The organism is Cellulomonas sp., assembly GCF_035634735.1.
GTDB lineage: Bacteria > Actinomycetota > Actinomycetes > Actinomycetales > Cellulomonadaceae > Cellulomonas.
Genome location: NZ_DASQCJ010000041.1, coordinates 1 through 17177 on the forward strand (window position 1 = coordinate 1; position 17177 = coordinate 17177).

Annotated in this window: 13 protein-coding genes, 1 tRNA gene and 1 pseudogene; 8 read left to right on the top strand and 7 right to left on the bottom strand. The window is 75.2% G+C overall.

Features of this window, described 5'->3' with window-relative positions:
• A partial coding sequence (locus tag VER05_RS03525; protein ID WP_324844017.1) for a hypothetical protein occupies positions 1–305 on the bottom strand: 305 nt, incomplete at its 3' end.
• Between the two features lie 128 nt (positions 306–433).
• Between VER05_RS03525 and VER05_RS03530 the strand changes: the two genes are divergently transcribed.
• Positions 434–946: an Lrp/AsnC family transcriptional regulator gene (locus VER05_RS03530; protein WP_324844018.1), complete on the top strand. Its 513-nt coding sequence runs from the start codon at positions 434–436 to the stop codon at positions 944–946.
• On the opposite strand, the gene VER05_RS03535 is transcribed toward VER05_RS03530, so the two are convergent.
• The 3 genes from VER05_RS03535 to VER05_RS03545 form a co-directional block, all read right to left on the bottom strand.
• Positions 908–1603: a hypothetical protein gene (locus tag VER05_RS03535; RefSeq protein WP_324844019.1), complete on the bottom strand. Its 696-nt coding sequence runs from the start codon at positions 1601–1603 to the stop codon at positions 908–910. The genes VER05_RS03530 and VER05_RS03535 overlap by 39 nt on opposite strands.
• A gap of 185 nt (positions 1604–1788) precedes the next feature.
• Positions 1789–1859: transfer RNA gene (locus VER05_RS03540), tRNA-Gly, on the bottom strand.
• Between the two features lie 121 nt (positions 1860–1980).
• Positions 1981–4473 (bottom strand): GH36-type glycosyl hydrolase domain-containing protein, encoded by a 2493-nt coding sequence (locus VER05_RS03545; RefSeq protein ID WP_324844020.1) that lies wholly within the window; start codon positions 4471–4473, stop codon positions 1981–1983.
• 187 nt (positions 4474–4660) lie between these two features.
• Between VER05_RS03545 and VER05_RS03550 the strand changes: the two genes are divergently transcribed.
• From VER05_RS03550 to VER05_RS03575, 6 genes are all read left to right on the top strand, one after another.
• A complete protein-coding gene (locus tag VER05_RS03550; RefSeq protein WP_324844021.1) occupies positions 4661–5191 on the top strand; it encodes a hypothetical protein in 531 nt (176 codons plus the stop codon).
• Positions 5192–5369: 178 nt separating this feature from the next.
• A complete protein-coding gene (gene dcd / locus VER05_RS03555; protein ID WP_147795220.1) occupies positions 5370–5945 on the top strand; it encodes a dCTP deaminase in 576 nt (191 codons plus the stop codon).
• Between the two features lie 7 nt (positions 5946–5952).
• Entirely contained in the window at positions 5953–7050 is a 1098-nt protein-coding gene (locus VER05_RS03560; RefSeq protein WP_324844022.1) for a hypothetical protein, read from the top strand.
• 146 nt (positions 7051–7196) lie between these two features.
• Positions 7197–8090 (top strand): SDR family oxidoreductase, encoded by an 894-nt coding sequence (locus VER05_RS03565; RefSeq protein ID WP_324844023.1) that lies wholly within the window; start codon positions 7197–7199, stop codon positions 8088–8090.
• Positions 8091–8115: 25 nt separating this feature from the next.
• Positions 8116–9996: a glycoside hydrolase family 15 protein gene (locus tag VER05_RS03570; protein ID WP_414647541.1), complete on the top strand. Its 1881-nt coding sequence runs from the start codon at positions 8116–8118 to the stop codon at positions 9994–9996.
• A 70-nt stretch (positions 9997–10066) separates the two neighbouring features.
• Positions 10067–10867: an SDR family NAD(P)-dependent oxidoreductase gene (locus VER05_RS03575; protein WP_324844024.1), complete on the top strand. Its 801-nt coding sequence runs from the start codon at positions 10067–10069 to the stop codon at positions 10865–10867.
• A 54-nt stretch (positions 10868–10921) separates the two neighbouring features.
• Here the strand turns inward: VER05_RS03575 and VER05_RS03580 are convergent, their stop codons facing one another.
• From VER05_RS03580 to VER05_RS03590, 3 genes and pseudogenes are all read right to left on the bottom strand, one after another.
• Entirely contained in the window at positions 10922–11713 is a 792-nt protein-coding gene (locus VER05_RS03580; protein WP_324844100.1) for a type II toxin-antitoxin system prevent-host-death family antitoxin, read from the bottom strand.
• Positions 11696–14419: pseudogene (locus VER05_RS03585) on the bottom strand (cation-translocating P-type ATPase); the annotation flags it as partial. The gene VER05_RS03580 and the pseudogene VER05_RS03585, both read right to left, overlap by 18 nt.
• Positions 14420–14902: 483 nt before the next feature.
• Positions 14903–15421, bottom strand: coding sequence for a TetR family transcriptional regulator (locus VER05_RS03590; RefSeq protein ID WP_324844025.1), 519 nt, complete (start codon positions 15419–15421; stop codon positions 14903–14905).
• A gap of 82 nt (positions 15422–15503) precedes the next feature.
• Between VER05_RS03590 and VER05_RS03595 the strand changes: the two genes are divergently transcribed.
• Positions 15504–17084 carry an MFS transporter gene (locus tag VER05_RS03595; RefSeq protein WP_324844026.1) on the top strand — a complete coding sequence of 527 codons (1581 nt, stop codon included), beginning with the start codon at positions 15504–15506 and terminating at the stop codon, positions 17082–17084.
• Positions 17085–17177: the final 93 nt, after the last annotated feature.

The window sequence follows — 17177 nt, forward strand, 5'->3', positions numbered from 1 at the left end:
ACGCCGTCTCCGACGGTGGCGGAGCTGGGGCCGACGATGCGCTTCTTGCCGCGGCGCTCCATCTCCTTCGTAGGAAAGCCGGCGACCTCGGCGACTTCGCCGCCCGGCACGGCCACGACGTCGACGCGGCCGGTGTTGCCGGCGGGGACCCAGACGCGGTGGTGGGCGCGATCGTAGGCGAGGTAATCCATGAACACGCCGTCGGCGGGCGCGCCGGGGAGCGCGATGGCGTGCACGGCGGACGCGGCGGGCGCGGCGGGCGCGCTCGGCGCGGCGGTGACGGTGGGCGCGGGCGATGCGGGCACGGCGACCTCTCGGGCGGGCGGCGTCGCGGCGGACCGCGGCGGTCGTCGTTCGGCGACGAGAGGCGATGCTAGGCACCGGTACGCCGACTGTCCACGGTGTCCGAACTTCGTACGGATAGAGTGGCCATATGGCCGACCTGGACGCACTCGACACGGCGATCCTGCGCGAGCTGCAGGCGGACGCACGGCGCACCAACCGCGACGTCGCGGCCGCCGTGGGCGTCGCGCCGACCACCGCGCTCGACCGGACGCGCGCCCTGCGTGAGCGCGGGGTGATCCGCGGCGCCACCCTCGACGTGGACCTCGCGGCGATCGGACGGCCCGTGCAGGCGCTCGTCGCGGTGCGGATCCGCCCGCCGACCCGGCGGAACATCGAGGGGTTCCGGTCCTGGGTGGTCGCGCTGCCGGAGACGCTCGGGGTGTTCGTCACCACCGGCACCGAGGACTTCCTCGTCCACGTGGCGGTGCCGGACAACGAGGCGCTCTACGGGTTCGTCATCGACCGGCTGACGGAGCGGCCCGAGGTGGTCGACGTGCGCACCTCGGTGGTCTTCGAGCACCTCCGCCGGCGCCGCGTCGACCCCGCCCCGGCCGCGGTGCGGTCAGCGCGCCCCGGCGGCGACGGCGTCCGGGGGCGGTGACCCCGCGGCGCGGCCGCCCGGTCCGGGGGCCTGCGTCGGCACCGCCGGGGCGGGTGCGGCCGGGCGGGGCGCCGTCCGGCGCGGGGCGGTGAGGCCGACCCGCAGCCGCTGCGCGATCGTCTCCGCGTGCGTGATGACGTCCTGGTAGCGCTCGGACGAGCGGGTGTCGAACCGCAGCTCGACCGCCTCGCCGGCGCCGGGCGGGAAGACCGTCCAGATCACCTCGTGGCGGAGCACGCCGTGGCTCCGCAGCGTGACGACCGCGTCCCCGGCGGGCAGCTCGCGCAGCGAGGCCGTGTGGTACGAGACCCGGGTGGCCGTGCGGCGGGAGCGGTAGATCTTGCGCTGCACCCGGTGCAGGTACGCCGCCGCCGCGTCGGGTCCCGCGGGCACCTCGGCGAGGATCTCGCACGCGAGCCCGGCGACGACGTCCCCGGTGGGCTCCGGCACCCACGCGCCGGCGCGGACGTGCCGGGCGTGCAGGCCGACGACGGCGCGGTCGACCGCCTCGAGGGCGGAGCGCAGGCGGGCGGCGGCGACGGGGCCGGCGGTGAACTCGGCGGCGAACCGCTGCGCGATCCGCGGCGCGTCGCCCGGCCGCCACCCGCACCACCGGTCGGGCAGCCGCAGGTCGATCCGGGAGATCTCGTGCTTCATGCGGTCCTTCCGTCGGGCTGGCCTTGGGAAGGTAGGCGGGTGCCGAGCGACCCCCCGTGCGGTGAGTAGGGGAGATCACTCAGGGCGGGGGGCAAACCGCCAGTTCGGCTGAGTGGTGCCGGGCGCCGCGGCGCGGGAACGACGAAGGGCCAGGCGCGGCGGTGCCGGCCTGGCCCTCTCGGGAGAGCGGGTGACGGGAATCGAACCCGCGCTATCAGCTTGGGAAGCTGAAGTTCTACCATTGAACTACACCCGCGCGACCGTCCCGGGCTGCTCGAGCCGGGCGGTCGACGCGCCCCCACGAGGAGGAAGCGCGTCCAGCATAGCGGCTCCGGACGCCCGCACACGCAGGCGCCCGGAGCGCGCGTCACGCGTCGTCAGACGGTGACCTCCACCCGCACGGTCGTCCCCGCGGGCGCGTACGGCACGGTCGACCCCTCGACCGCGGCCCCGTCCACGACCAGCCGCCCGCGCGCCCCCGGCGCGCCGCCGTTGGTCACGGTGATCTCGTACCGGGCGCCGCGGGCGACCCGGGTGACGGTGAACGACGGCACGTCCGGCCCGATCTGCGGGTCGACGACCAGCCCGTCGTGCTCGGGCCGGACGCCCAGCAGGTACTGGGAGACGGCCACGAAGTTCCACGCCGCGGTGCCGGTGAGCCAGGAGTTCTTGGCCTCGCCGTGCCGCACCGCCTCCTTGCCCGCGATCATCTGCGCGTACACGTACGGCTCGAGCCGGTGCACGTCCGAGATGTCCTCGCGGTAGGCGGGGGTGATCCGGCGGTAGTAGTCGAACGCGCGCTCGCCGCGGCCGAGGACGGTCTCCCCGATGATCACCCACGGGTTGTTGTGGCAGAAGATGCCGCCGTTCTCCTTGTAGCCCGGCGGGTAGGTCGACACCTCGCCGAGCTCGATCTGGTAGCTCGTGTACGCCGGGTGCTGCAGGACCATGCCGTGCGGCGTCGCCAGGTGCTCCCGCACGGAGTCGAGGGCGCGCACCGCCGGGCTCCCGGGAGCGGCCGGGTCCTGCGGGTCGACGCCGATGCCGGCCATGACCGCGAAGCCCTGCGGCTCGATCCAGATCTTGCCCTCCGGCTTCGCGTCGGTGCCGACCGGGTTGCCGTAGAAGTCGTACGCGCGCAGGAACCACTCGCCGTCCCAGCCGTGCTCCAGCACCGCGGCGCGCATGGCCTCGATCTCGGTGCGCGCGCGCTCGGCCACGTCGGTCAGGCCGCGGCGCTCGGCGAGCTCGGCGTACTCGGGGCCGATGTGCACGAACATCGCGGCGATGAACACCGACTCCGCCACGCCGCCGGCCTGATTCTCGGTCGTCTGGAACGACTCGCCGGGCTCGGTGGAGAAGCAGTTGAGGTTGAGGCAGTCGTTCCAGTCGGCGCGGCCGATCAGCGGCAGCCCGTGCGGGCCGCGGTTGTCCACCGTGAAGTCGAACGACCGGGTCAGGTGCTCGAACAGCGGCACCTCGGAGCCGGGCTCGTTGTCGAACGGCACCGGCTCGTCCAGGATGCCCCAGTCGCCGGTCTCCTTGAGGTAGGCGGCGACGCCCAGGATCAGCCACAGCGGGTCGTCGTTGAAGCCCGACCCGATGTCGTTGTTCCCGCGCTTCGTCAGCGGCTGGTACTGGTGGTACGCCGAGCCGTCGGGGAACTGGGTCGACGCGATGTCGATGATCCGCTGCCGCGCGCGCTCCGGGACCAGGTGCACGAAGCCGAGCAGGTCCTGGTTCGAGTCGCGGAAGCCCATGCCGCGGCCGATGCCGGTCTCGAAGTACGACGCCGACCGGGACATGTTGAACGTGACCATGCACTGGTACTGGTTCCAGATGTTGACCATCCGGTCGAGCTTCTCGTCCGTGCTCGTCACCGAGTAGGTGGACAGCAGGTCCGTCCAGGAGGTGCGCAGCGCCTCGAACGCCGCGAGGGTCTGCTCGGTCGTCGCGAACCGGGACAGCAGGGCGTGCGCGCGCTCGCGGTTGACCCGCTGCATCGCGGGGACGCCGGCGGCCTCGTCGGCGGGCGCCCACTTCTCGTCGTGCGGGTTCTCGACGTAGCCCAGCACGTAGGTCAGCGACCGGCTCTCGCCCGGCGCGAGCGTCACGTCGACCTGGTGCGAGCCGATCGGGTACCAGCCGGACGCGATCGAGCCGGTGGCCCTGCCGGTGCGCGGCACGTCCGCCTCCCCGAGCCCGTTGAACGGGCCGACGAACGCGTCGCGGTCGGTGTCGAAGCCGGCGGCCCGGGTGTTCACGCCGTAGACGGCGTAGTGGTCGCGGCGCTCGCGGTACTCGGTCTTGTGGAAGATCGCCGACCCGTGCGGGCCGTCCTGCTCCACCTCGACCTCGGCCAGCGACAGGTTGCGCTGGTAGTTGGTCTGGTCGTCCTGGGCGTTCCAGAGGCAGAACTCGACGAACGAGAACAGCGACACCGTCTTCTCGGCGTCGGAGGTGTTGGTCAGCGTGACGTGCTGGACCTCGGCGGTCTCGCCGAGCGGGACGAAGAACAGCGTCTCGACCCGGAGGCCGCCGCGCTCGCCGGTGATGCGCGAGTAGCCCAGGCCGTGCCGCGCCTCGTAGTGGTCGAGCTCGGCCTTGACCGGCAGCCAGCCCGGCGTCCAGACGTCGCCGCCGTCGTGCACGTAGAAGTACCGGCCGCCCTCGTCGGAGGGGATGTTGTTGTACCGGTAGCGCGTGAGGCGGCGCATCTTCGCGTCCCGGTAGAAGGAGTACCCGCCGCCGGTGTGCGACAGCAGCGAGAAGAACTCCTCCGAGCCGAGGTAGTTGATCCACGGGTACGGGGTCCGCGGCGTCGTGATGACGTACTCGCGTGCCTCGTCGTCGAAGTGGCCGTACCGCATCGTCGCGCCTTCCGGTCGTCTGTGGTGGCCGTGCGGGAGCGCTCCCACGCGGCATGCGTCGGTCAGCGTAGCGCACGGTCGAAACGCTTCCGGCGGGCCGTGGTCCCGGCCCGGAGCGGAGGTCCCACTCAGTGCGCCGCGGCGGCACCTACCGTCCCGGGATGCGCGACGACGAGCAGGGCCGGCCATGACCTTCCACGCCTACGTGGACGAGTCCAAGGCGGGCGACTACCTCCTCGCGGCGACGCTGGTGGAGCCCGCTCGTGCGACGGCGGGCCGCGCCGCCGTGCGGGCGCTGGTGCCGCCGCGGCAGTCCCGTCTGCACATGCGTGGCGAGCCGGACCGCCGGCGCCGGCTGATCCTGGCGGCCCTGGTCGACGTGGATGCCTCGACGGTCCTCTACCGCGCCGCGGCGTCCCGCGCGCCGACCCAGGTCGCGCGCCGCCGGGCGTGCCTCGCGCGCCTGGTCGGCGACCTCGCAGGGAGATCCGACCGGCTCGCGCTCGAGTCCGACGAGTCCCAGGACGCGCGCGACCGCCGCGATCTCCTCGACCTCACGCGCGCCGCAGGGTGCCGTGACTCGCTGCGGTACGAGCACCTCCGCGCGGCGCAGGAGCCGCTGCTGTCGGTGCCGGACGTCGTGGCGTGGTCCTGGGCGCGGGGCGGGGAGTGGCGCCGTCGCGCCTCGCGTCTCGTCGCGGGCGTCGTGGACGTCTAGGCGTGCGTAGGGCCCGAGCGCTCTGCCCTCCGGACAGAGTCTCGGGCCCTCGACTTCCACGAGGATCAGCTCCCCGGGCGATGACGCCACGCTAGCGGGCCTCCCGCCCGTCGCGGTAGGGCATTCCCGGGCCGGTCGCGCGCTCGGAGCGGCCCGCCGACCCCGGTACCGTGGACCCGTGCTGCTCTCCGACCGCGACATCACCGCCGAGCTCGACGCCGGCCGGGTGGTCCTCGACCCCCACGACCCCGCGATGGTGCAGCCGTCGAGCGTCGACGTCCGGCTCGACCGGTTCTTCCGGCTGTTCGACAACCACAAGTACGCGGTCATCGACCCGTCCCAGGACCAGCCCGACCTCACGCGGCTGGTCGAGGTCGACGGGGACGAGCCGTTCGTGCTGCACCCGGGCGAGTTCGTCCTCGGCTCGACGTTCGAGCAGGTGACGCTGCCCGACGACATCGCGGCGCGCCTGGAGGGCAAGTCCTCGCTGGGCCGGCTCGGCCTGCTCACGCACTCGACGGCCGGGTTCATCGACCCGGGCTTCTCCGGCCACGTGACGCTCGAGCTGTCGAACGTCGCGACGCTGCCGATCACGCTCTGGCCCGGCATGAAGATCGGGCAGATGTGCTTCTTCCGGCTGTCCTCCCCGGCGCTCGCGCCGTACGGCTCGGGCGCGACGGGCTCCCGGTACCAGGGTCAGCGCGGGCCGACCGCCTCGCGCTCGTGGCAGCACTTCCACCGCACCCAGGTCTGACCGCGCCGTGACCGCGTCGTTCCCGCCGCTGCCCGAGGTGCCCGCCACCGCGGGCGTCACGCCGCCGCCCGGGCGGCACCTGCTGGTGCTCCCGGACGGGGTGGCGCCGGACGAGGTGGACGTGCTCGCGAGCAGCCGGTTCCCGGCCGCGCGGTGGGAGCGACCGCCGCGGGTCCCGTCCGGCCGGCGCGCGTCGGGCGCGAGCCGCGGCCCCGCCCCGACCGCGACCCCCGGGGTGCTGCGGCTGGGGCGGCTGTCGACGCTGACCGGGCCGTTCGCGCTGGAGCCCGCGCAGGTGGCCGGCTGGGGTCTCCCCTCCGACGCGCGGGTCGCGTGGGTGGTCGACTGCCCGCGCGAGCGCGCCGAGCAGCCGGCGTTCGGCGGCGACCGGGACGGCCTGCGCCGTGCGTTCGGCACCGCCGGGCCGGTGCGCGAGGAGCAGCGCGTCGTGCTGTGGCTCGTCGCGGTCGCCCGCCGGCTCGGCGGCGCGCTCCGGGTCGACTCCGGCGTGGTGCTCGAACCCGACATGGACGCCGCGCTCGACCTCACGGTGCTCAGCGACCGCTGGGTGGAGCCCGAGACGGTCCTCGCCGCCGCCCGCCGGGTGTCGTCCCGCGCCGCGCTGGACGCGCCGCGGCCCCCCGACCCCCGGACCGTGTCGCCGCAGCAGGCCGGCGCGGCGCTCGCGGCGCGGGACCGGGTCGGTGCGGGCGTCGCCGACGCCGAGGAGCGCCGGCGGCTGCACGCCGAGGCGGACGCGTTCGACGCGCACATGCGCGCGAACCCGCCGGCCGCCGAGGCGTTCGGCCTGCAGGTCGACCTCGAGGTCGACGGCATCGTGGTCGTCGAGGTGGCCGCCGAGGCGGAGGTGCCCCAGGTGCTGGCCGGCGTGGACTGGGCGCAGGGCGAGGTCGTCGCGTACCGGGTGCGGTGGGAGGCGCCGGACGTCGAGCAGCTCGAGTCCGAGCGGCCGTCGCTGCCGCACCGGGTGGCGCGCGGCCGCGCGGCGCGGGTGGTGCGCGGGATCGCGCGCGAGCTGCACGACGAGGTGGGCGGGGAGATCGCCGACATGGCGGGGTTCCTGGTGGACCCGGCGGACCTCTAGGTCGCGCGGGTGCGGCCCGGGCTGGGATCTCCCGCGGTTGCGGGCCCCGGGACCCCGGCAGACGATGAACGCGGGACGACGCCCGCCGGCCACCACGCCGGCGGGCGTCGCCTTTCGCTCTCATCGCCGGACGGGAAGGACGCCTCATGGCCGACCAGTACACGTTCCAGGACCCGATCGCGCAGTACCCGATGCCCGAGCCGCCGGAGCAGAGCCAGGACGGCCCCGGCCTCGACGCGGACCTGACGCCGCAGGCCGACCACGGCCAGGACACCTACCGCGGCTCCGGCCGCCTCGAGGGGCGCAAGGCGATCATCACCGGCGGCGACTCCGGCATCGGCCGCGCCGTCGCCATCGCGTTCGCCCGCGAGGGCGCCGACCTCGTGCTGTCCTACCTCCCCGAGGAGCAGGAGGACGCCAACCGCGTCGCGGAGCTCGTGCGGGAGGCCGGCCGGAAGATCGTCCTCGCGCCCGGCGACGTCGTCGACCAGGACTACACGCGGTCGCTCGTCCGCACCGCGCTCGACGAGCTCGGCGGGCTGGACACGCTCGCGATCATCGCCGGCCGGCAGCAGTACGTCGAGGACATCACCGAGCTGACGCCCGAGTCGTTCGACGAGACCTTCAAGACCAACGTGTACGCGCTGTACTGGCTGGTCCAGGAGGCGGTGCCGCACCTGCCCAAGGGCTCGAGCATCATCACGACCTCGTCGATCCAGGCGTACCAGCCGGCGCCGATCCTCGTGGACTACGCCACGACGAAGGCCGCGATCAACACGATCTCGAAGGCGCTCGCCGGCCAGCTCGCGCCGAAGGGCATCCGGGTCAACGTCGTGGCGCCGGGCCCGATCTGGACCCCGCTGCAGACCGCGGGCGGCCAGCCGCCGTCGGCGCTGCCGGAGTTCGGGCAGCAGACGCCGTACGGGCGCGCCGGCCAGCCGGCCGAGCTGGCGCCGGCGTACGTGTACCTCGCGTCCCAGGAGTCGAGCTACGTCAGCGGCGAGACGCTGAACGTCAACGGGGGGATGCCGACCCCGTGACGGACCCCGCGACGGGGGTGCACGCGTGACGGAGCAGCCGGGCCTCGAGAACCTGGACGGCGACGCCGGCACGCGGACGGAGGGGTCGGGTCACGCGGCGGCGGACGAGCCGCGCGACCCGACCCCGCGCGCCGACGGGTACGCCGACCTGCGCGCGTACGCGGTGCTGGGGGACGGCCGGACGGTCGCGCTCGTCGCGGACGACGGCCGGGTCGACTGGTTCCCGGTCCCCGACCTGGACACGCCGCCGGCGTTCGCCGCGCTGCTGGACGCGGACGCGGGCGGGTTCGTCGCGCTCGCGCCGACCGTGCCGTACCGGCTGCGCCGGCAGTACGTCGTCGGCACGAACGTGCTGGTCACGACGTACGACACCGACGGCGGGCAGGCGCGGGTGACGCAGGCGATGAACACCGGCGTGGCCGGGCGGCTGCCGTGGAGCGAGCTCGCCGCGCGGGTGGAGGGGCTGTCCGGCTCGGTGCCGATGGCCTGGCGCGTGGCGCCCGGGACCGTGCTGGGCACGGCGTCGCCCTGGGTGCAGCGGACCGTCCAGGGCCCGGTGCTGCGGGTCGACGGGGTGACGCTCACCGTCCGGACGCTGGGCGAGATGACCACCGTCGTCGACGACCAGGCCTGCACCGGCGCGTTCGAGGCCACGGCCGGGTCCCGGCACCTCGTCGCCGTCGTCGGCACGGAGCGCGAGCCCGTCATGCTGCCCGACCCCGAGGACGTCGACCGCGGCATCGACCGCACCGTCGACAACTGGCGCGCCTGGACCCGCGAGTTCCACTACGACGGGCCGTGGGGCAAGGCGGTCCAGCGCAGCGCGCTCGCGCTCAAGCTGCTGCTGCACGAGCCGACCGGCGCCATCGCCGCGGCGGGCACGACCTCGCTGCCCGAGAGCCTCGCCGGCGGGAAGAACTGGGACTACCGGTACGCGTGGGTCCGGGACGCCGCGTACACGCTGGACGCGTGGATCGGCTTCGGCCTGCGCGAGGAGGTGCACGCCGCCATCTCCTGGACGCTCCGCACCCTGCGCGCGCACGGCGTGCGGATCTTCTTCGGCCTGGACGGCGCCCTGCCGACCGAGCCGGAGGAGCACCACGTGCCGGGCTGGCGCGGGATCGGCCCGGTCGTCACCGGGAACCGCGCGGACGGTCAGCTGCAGCTCGGCGTCTACGGCGACGTCCTCGCGGTGGTCCGCGGGTACGTCGACGCCGGGAACCTGCTCGACGCCGAGACCGGCCGGCTGCTCGCCGCGGTCGCGGACGAGGCCGCCGACGCCTGGCACCGCCCGGACGCCGGGATGTGGGAGCTGACGGAGGAGCGGCACTACACCTCGTCCAAGCTCGGCTGCTGGCAGGCGCTGCAGTGCGCCGTGCACCTCGCCGAGCTCGGGCAGATCCCCGGCGAGCCGGACCGCTGGCGCGCGGAGGCCGACCGGATCGCGCGCTGGGTCGGCGAGCACTGCTGGTCCGAGGAGCGCGGCGCCTACCTGATGCACCCGGGCTCGGACGCGCTGGACGCCTCCGTGCTGCTGCACGCGCGCAGCGGGTTCGACACCGGCGACCGCATGAGCCGCACCGTCGACGCGCTGCGCGCCGAGCTCGGCTCCGGGCCGCTGCTGCACCGGTACACCGGCACCCCCGCCGAGGAGGGCGCGTTCGTCGCGTGCGCGTTCTGGGGCGTGGCGGCGCTCGCGCTCGTGGGGCGCACCGACGAGGCCGCCGCGTGGATGGACGAGCTCCTGGGGCTCGCGAACGACGTGGGCGTGTGGCCCGAGATGGTCGACCCGGCGACGGGCGACTTCCTCGGCAACCTGCCGCAGGCCCTCAGCCACCTGGCGCTCGTGCAGGCCGCGCTCACCCTGGCGCCGGCGCTGCGCGACGACGACCCCGCGACGGGCTGACCCGCCCGCCCGGCACCACCCGGCGCCCGCCGACCGGCCCGCGCCGCACCCGCACACCGAGGAGGACCCCATGGACCTGGGCATCACCGGCCGCGTCGCGCTCGTCACCGGCGGCGACTCCGGCATCGGCCTCGCCACCGCGCGCCTGCTGCTCGACGAGGGCGCGCGCGTCGTGCTCACCGACCAGGACGCGGCCGCGCTGGAGCGGGCGGTGGCCGACCTCGGCGCCGGGCCGGACCGGCTGGTGCCGGTGCTGGCGGACCTGACGGTGCCGGCCGAGGTCGAGGCCCTGGTCGCGCGGGCGCACGACGCGTTCGGCGCCCCGGAGATCCTGGTGCACGCCGCGGGCGTCACCGGCGCGCAGGGGCTGTTCCACGAGATCGACGACGCGGGCTGGGCCCGCACGATCGAGGTCGACCTGCTGGCCGCGGTGCGCGTCGTGCGCGCGGTGCTCGGCCCGATGCGGGAGGCGGGCCGCGGTCGGATCGTGCTGCTCGCGTCCGAGGACGGCGTGCAGCCCTACGTCGACGAGCTGCCGTACTGCGCGGCCAAGGCCGGCGTGCTGTCGCTGGCCAAGGGGCTGTCGAAGGCGTACGGCCCCGAGGGCGTGCTGGTGAACGCGGTGTCGCCGGCGTTCATCGCGACGCCGATGACCGACGCGATGATGGCGGAGCGCGCCGAGGAGCGCGGCACCGACCGGGACGAGGCGATCGCGTCGTTCCTGGACGAGGAGCGCCCCGGCATGGTCCTGAAGCGGCGCGGCGAGCCGGAGGAGGTCGCGTCGGTCATCGCGTTCCTGGTCTCCGAGCGCGCGTCGTTCGTCACGGGCTCGAACTACCGCGTCGACTCGGGGTCGGTCGCCACGGTCTGACCCGGGCGGGCGGGCCCGGCAGCCCCGCGCCGTGCGGAGCGGCCGGGCCCGGCGTCAGGGCGCCGTCGGGCCGGCCGGGTCGGCCGGGCCGGCCAGGTCGCGGCGGGAGCGGCGGCGCGGCGGGGCCGCGGGCTCGTCGTCCGCCGGGACCGGGTCGAGCACGATGGTCGCGTCCGTGGCGGCGGGCGGCTCGGGCTCGGCCGCGGGGCGGGTGCTGACCCGGGTGGGGACGGTCGGCTCCGGCTCCGGCTCCGGCCGCGCGGGCGGCCCGGAAGCCTCGACGGCCTCCGTCGCGGTCCCCACCGCCTCGGCCGGCGCCGCGGGCGACCCGACCGGCTCGACCGGCACCGCCGCGGTCTCCGGCGCCGCGTGCCGCCCGTCGCCGGGCGCCTCGGCCGGGACGCCGAGGGGCGCGGCGAGCGCGTCGAACGCGCCCGTCGCCCCGGGCTCCCCGCCGGCGGGCGGGGTCCCCGGCGCACCCGGCGCGCCCGGCTCCCCGGGCGGCGTCAGCTGGATCGCCGTCGTGCTCACGTTCGCCGCGACGGTCGCGCCCGCCGCCGCGCCGCGCCCGCTCGTCCGCCGCGCCACGCCCGCCACGGCCACGATCCGCGCCACGGGGCGTCCGTCGCGGGTGAGCGTGACCTCGTCGCCGTGCTCCACGGCGTGGACGAGCTCGGGCAGCCGCCCCGCGGCGTCGTCGAGCGCCACCGCGCCGGGCACGGGCGCGGCCACCGACCCGAGGACCTCGCCGTCCGGCGCGTCGCCCTCGTCCGCGGCGTGGCCCGCGCGGGTCGCCGCACCCGCGGCGGCCCGTCGGGCGTCGACCGTCCGGCCGATCGCCTTCACGCCCTCGGCCAGCAGGAACACCAGGATGGAGAACCCGAGGGTCAGCGCCCACTCGCGCGGCCCGATGGGGGCGGAGTCGAACCAGCTGTTCATGAACGGCACGTACGTGAACAGCAGCTGCAGCACGATGAGCGCGCCGGACGCGATCCACACCACCCGGTTCCCGCGCAGGACGCGCAGGGTCAGGCTGGACTCGTTGAGGAACCGGCAGTTGAACAGGTAGGCCAGCTGTCCGAGGGCGAGCATGGTCACCGCGGTGGTCTGCGCGACGGCGTAGTCGGTGCCGCGCGCCCGCTCGATGAAGAACACCGCCAGGGTGGCGCCGCCGATGAGCAGCGACACGATCACGACGTGCTGCAGCGACCGGCCCGAGATGACCGACCCCCCGGGTGAGCGCGGCGGCCGGGACATCACGCCGGGCTCCGCGGGCTCGTAGGCGAGCGCCAGCGACAGCGTGACGGCCGTGACGAGGTTGACCCACAGGATCTGCACCGGCGACAGCGGCAGCGTGAGGCCGAACAGCACCGCGACCAGGATCACCAGCGACTGCGCGCCGTTGGTCGGCAGCAGGAAGACGACCGACTTCGCGATGTTGTCGTAGATCCGCCGCCCCTCCTCGACCGCCCGCTCGATGGTGGCGAAGTTGTCGTCCGCGAGGACGATCTCGGCGGCCTCCTTGGTGGCCTCGGTGCCCTTGATGCCCATCGCGATGCCGACGTCCGCGCGGGTGAGCGCGGGCGCGTCGTTCACGCCGTCGCCGGTCATGGCGACCACCTCGCCGTGCGACTGCAGCGCCCGGACGATGCGGATCTTGTGCTCGGGGCTGGTCCGCGCGTAGACGTCGACCTCGCGCACCCGGGAGCGGAGCTGCTCCTGGGTCATGGCCTCGAGCTCGGCGCCGGTCAGGGCCTGGACCTCGCCGTCCGCGGCGGCGATGCCGAGCTCGCGGGCGATGGCGGTGGCGGTGCCGACGTGGTCGCCGGTGATCATCTTGACCCGGATGCCGGCCCGGTGGCAGTCGGCGATCGCCTGGACGGCCTCGGGCCGCGGCGGGTCGACGATGCCGAACAGGCCGAGGAACACCAGGCCGCCCTCGACGTCGTCCGCGTCGAGCGTCGTGGTGCCGTCGGCGACCGGGCGCTCGGCGGCGGCGAGCGTGCGCAGGCCCTGCCCGGCGAGCTCGTCGATGACCGCCTCCCACCGGGCGACGTCGAGCGGCACGGTGCTGCCGTCGGCCGCGCGCTGGTGGCTGCACCGCTCGAGCAGCCGGTCGGGCGCGCCGACGACGTGGATGCGGGTGCCGGCGCCGGGCACGCGGTCGAGCGTCGCCATGTACTTGGTGGCCGACTCGAACGGCAGGACCGCGACGCGCTCGACGTCCCGGACGTCGACCTCCGCCTTGAGCGCCAGGGTCGCGATCGCGCCCTCGGTGGGCTGGCCGACGACGCGCCACTGCGCGCCGTCCTGCACGACGCGGGCGTCGTTGGCGGCGGCCGCGGCGGTCAGGAGGGTGGCGAGGTCGCCGTGCGCGGCGAGCGGCGCGTGCCGCCCGTCGCGCGTGATCCGGCCCTCGGGCGCGTAGCCCAGGCCCTCGACCTGGTACGTGCCGGCGGCGGTGACGACGGTGCGCGTCGTCATCTCGTTCTTGGTCAGCGTGCCGGTCTTGTCGGAGCAGATGGTGGTCACCGAGCCCAGCGCCTCGACGGCGGTGAGCTTGCGGGTGATCGCGTTGCGGCGGGCCATCTGCTGCACGCCGAGCGCGAGCGTGACCGTGACCAGCGCGGGCAGCCCCTCGGGCACGGCGGCGACCGCGAACCCGATGGCGGCGGAGATGAGCTCCGGCACGTCCCAGTCGTGGATGACCCGGCCGATGACCAGCATGAACGCGGCCATCGCGAGGATGCCGAGCGACAGGGCCTTGCCGAACTGCGCCAGCTTGCGGGACAGCGGGGTCTCCAGGTGGTCGACCTCGGCGATCAGCGACTGGATCCGGCCGATCTCGGTCCCCGCGCCGGTCGCGGTCACCACGCCGACCCCGGTGCCGACCGCGACGATCGTGCTGGAGAACAGCATCGACGCCCGGTCGCCGACGCCCGCGTCCACGCCCACCGCCTCGACGTGCTTGGCGGCCGGGACGGACTCGCCGGTCAGCGCGGCCTCCTCCACCTGGAGGTTCGTCGCCTCGAGGAGCCGCAGGTCGGCGGGCACGCGGTCGCCGGAGCGCACCCGCACGACGTCGCCCGGCACGAGCGTCTCGGCGTCGACCTCCTGCCACTCGCCGTCCCGGCGCACCTGCGCGTCGAGCGACAGCATGGTCCGGATGCCGTCGAGCGCCCGCTCCGCCTGCCCCTCCTGGAGGAAGCCGACGGCCGCGTTGATCACGGCGACGGCCAGGATGACCGTGAAGTCGACCCAGTCGCCGAGCAGCGCCTTGAGCACGGCCGACGCCAGCAGGATGTAGATCAGGATGTCGTCGAAGTGCCCCAGCAGCCGGCGCAGCCAGCTCTTGCCGGGCGGCGCGGGGAGCCGGTTCGGACCGTGCTCGGCGAGCCGGCGCGCGGCCTCCGCGTCGTGCAGCCCGGCCGGCGCGCTGCGCAGCTCGGCGAGCACCGCGTCCGGGGCCTCGGCGTAGGGCCGGGCACCGGGTGCTGAGCTCGCGGCGGCTGGGCTCGCGGGCGAGGGCGTCGTGGGGGCTGAGGTCGTCATGTCACCACCTGACCGATCGGCGTCCGGGTCATGGTGGCACGCCCGGTCGTCGTCCACCGAGCCGCGGACCGGCCCGTGGACCGTGTCGCGGCCCGTCGCGCGCGTGATGCCACGGGCTGCGGCGGGCTTCCGCGGGACCCGGGTCCCACGTGCGGGCGGGGTGAGTCGGGTTCGCCACGTTTTACGTGGAATTCACCCGGTGGGGTCGCGACGGACGTTCGCGCGCCGCAGGATGGCACTCCGGAACGGATCGAGGGGGTAGTCATGGAGATGACGACGAACGACCAGCAGGCGTCGGAGACCGAGTTCGACGACGTGCGCTGGACGAGCGTGAGCAACCCCCGGCGCGTGCGGATCTGACGCGCCGGACCCGTCCCGCCCCGTGTCCTCCGCACGGGGCGGCACACCGCTTCCGACGGCCCCGCGGCACGCGCCGCGGGGCCGTCGTCGTGCGCGGCGGGCGTCCGGACGGCGCCGAGCGCGTCAGGCGCGCGCGCGCAGCCGGCCGAGCACGGCCCGGGCGTCGGCGAGCGCGGTGTCGTCCCGCACCCCGGTGACCGCGTTGTAGTACATGCCGTCGCCGACCAGCTGGACCACGTGCGCGAGAGCCGGGTCCCCGAGCTCGTCGGCCAGCGCCTCGAACCAGTGCCGCCGCAGGTCGTCGAGCACGGCCGTGGCGTCGTCGCCCGCCTCCTCGGCGAGCCGGGCGAACGCGATCAGCGCCCGGTCGAGCGGCCCGCCGGACTGCTGCGACTCCCGGAGGTAGTACTCCGCCGCGCCCTCGGGGGCGGCGCGCATCGCGGCGACGTCCGCCCGGCCGAGCTCCGCCAGCCGCTCGCGCTGCGCCTGCACCAGCGCGGCCTTGCTGGGGAAGTGGTAGAGCAGCCCGCCCTTCGACACCTCGGCCGCGGCGGCGACGGCGTCGAGGGTGGCGGCGCGGGGCCCGTGCGCGATCAGCAGGCCCTCGAACGCGTCGAGGAGGCGGTCGCGGGTCGCGGACATGGGAATGACCGTACCGGCCATGACGCTTTACCGTCCAGACGGTACAGTAGCCGCCGATTCCCCGAACGAACGAGGTCGCGTCATGTCCGCCCCGGTCACCACCGGTCCCGCCGCCGCCGGTCCCACGGCCGCCGGTCCCACGGCCGCCGTCCCCGCGCCGCTCCAGCACCGCGGCCGCCCCGTCCGCCCCTGGGCGGTGCTGGTCGTGCTCATGCTCCCCGTGCTGCTCATCTCCGTGGACAACACGGTGCTGAGCTTCGCGCTGCCGTCGATCACCGCCGCGCTCGGCGCCTCGGGGTCGGAGCTGCTGTGGATCGTCGACGCGTACCCGCTGGTGCTCGCGGGCCTGCTGGTGCCGATGGGCAGCCTCGGCGACCGGGTCGGGCGCAAGCGGCTGCTGATGATCGGCGCGACCGGCTTCGCGGTCGTCTCGCTGCTGGCGGCGTGGTCGACCAGCCCGGCGATGCTGATCGCGGCGCGCGCCGCCCTCGGCCTGTTCGGCGCGACGCTGATGCCCTCCACGCTGTCGCTGATCCGGAACGTGTTCCTCGACCGCGCGCAGCGCCGGCTGGCCATCGCGATCTGGGCGTCCGGCTTCGCCGGCGGCGCCGCGCTCGGCCCGATCGTCGGCGGCGCGCTGCTCACCCACTTCTGGTGGGGATCGGTGTTCCTGCTCAACGTGCCGGTGCTGCTCGTGCTGCTGCCGCTCGCCGCGGCGCTGGTGCCGGAGTCGAAGGACCCCGCCCCGGGCCCGCTCGACCCGTGGAGCAGCGTGCTGGCGCTCGCCACGATGCTGCCGCTGGTCTACGCGATCATCGCCTCGGGCGAGCACGGCCTGACGCCGGCGACCGCGGGCGCCGTGCTCGTGGGCCTCGCGGCCGGGTGGGCGTTCGTCCGCCGGCAGCGCCGCCTGCCGTCGCCCATGCTCGACGTGCGGCTGTTCACCAACCCGGTGTTCTCCGGCGCGGTGTCGGCCAACCTGCTGTCGGTGCTCGGCTTCTCCGGGCTGCTGGTGATCGTGTCGCAGTTCCTGCAGCTCGCCGCCGGGCTCAGCCCGATGGACGCGGGCCTGGTGCTGGTGCCCGGGCTGGCCGCGTCCGTGACCGCCGGCCTGCTCGCCGTCCGGCTGGTGCGGTACGTCCGGCCGGGCGTGCTGATCGGGTCGAGCTTCCTGCTCGCGGCGGTCGGCTACGGCGTCCTGACGCTGGTCGGGGACGTGCCCACGCCGGTGACGGTCGCGGTGACGTTCGTGATCATGGGCCTGGGCGTCGGCCTGGCCGAGACGCTGACCAACGACCAGATCACCACCGCGGTCCCGCCGGAGAAGGCCGGCGCCGCGTCCGCGATCTCCGAGACCGCCTACGAGCTCGGCACCACGCTGGGCGTCGCGATCCTCGGCTCGGTGCTCAACGCGACCTACCGGGCCCGGGTCGCGCTCCCCGGGACGCTGACCGCCGACCAGGCGCACGCCGCGGGGGAGACCCTCGGCGGGGCGTCGCGGGTGGCCGGCGAGGTCGGCGGGGGCACCGGCGAGGCGCTGCTGGAGTCCGCGCGCCTGGCGTTCGACGCGGGCACGCAGCACGCGGCGGCGGTCGGCGCGGTCGTAGCGGTGGGCGCGGCGGTCGTCTCGTTCGTGACCCTGCGCCGCGCGACGGCGCTCTGACGCCCCGCACCTTCCGCGCGCAGACGCGATGTGGTCTCGGCGAGATGGCAACTCTCGGCTGTACGCGGGGGGCTCGGCGCAGCCGAGAGTTGC

Excerpts from the sequence above, each read along its gene's own strand:
- VER05_RS03565 (WP_324844023.1), top strand. The coding sequence starts at position 7,197 with ATGGCCGACCAGTACACGTTCCAGGACCCGATCGCGCAGTACCCGATG.
- VER05_RS03590 (WP_324844025.1), bottom strand. The coding sequence starts at position 15,421 with ATGTCCGCGACCCGCGACCGCCTCCTCGACGCGTTCGAGGGCCTGCTG.
- VER05_RS03575 (WP_324844024.1), top strand. The coding sequence starts at position 10,067 with ATGGACCTGGGCATCACCGGCCGCGTCGCGCTCGTCACCGGCGGCGAC.
- VER05_RS03545 (WP_324844020.1), bottom strand. The coding sequence starts at position 4,473 with ATGCGGTACGGCCACTTCGACGACGAGGCACGCGAGTACGTCATCACG.
- VER05_RS03595 (WP_324844026.1), top strand. The coding sequence starts at position 15,504 with ATGTCCGCCCCGGTCACCACCGGTCCCGCCGCCGCCGGTCCCACGGCC.
- VER05_RS03550 (WP_324844021.1), top strand. The coding sequence starts at position 4,661 with ATGACCTTCCACGCCTACGTGGACGAGTCCAAGGCGGGCGACTACCTC.
- VER05_RS03530 (WP_324844018.1), top strand. The coding sequence starts at position 434 with ATGGCCGACCTGGACGCACTCGACACGGCGATCCTGCGCGAGCTGCAG.
- VER05_RS03535 (WP_324844019.1), bottom strand. The coding sequence starts at position 1,603 with ATGAAGCACGAGATCTCCCGGATCGACCTGCGGCTGCCCGACCGGTGG.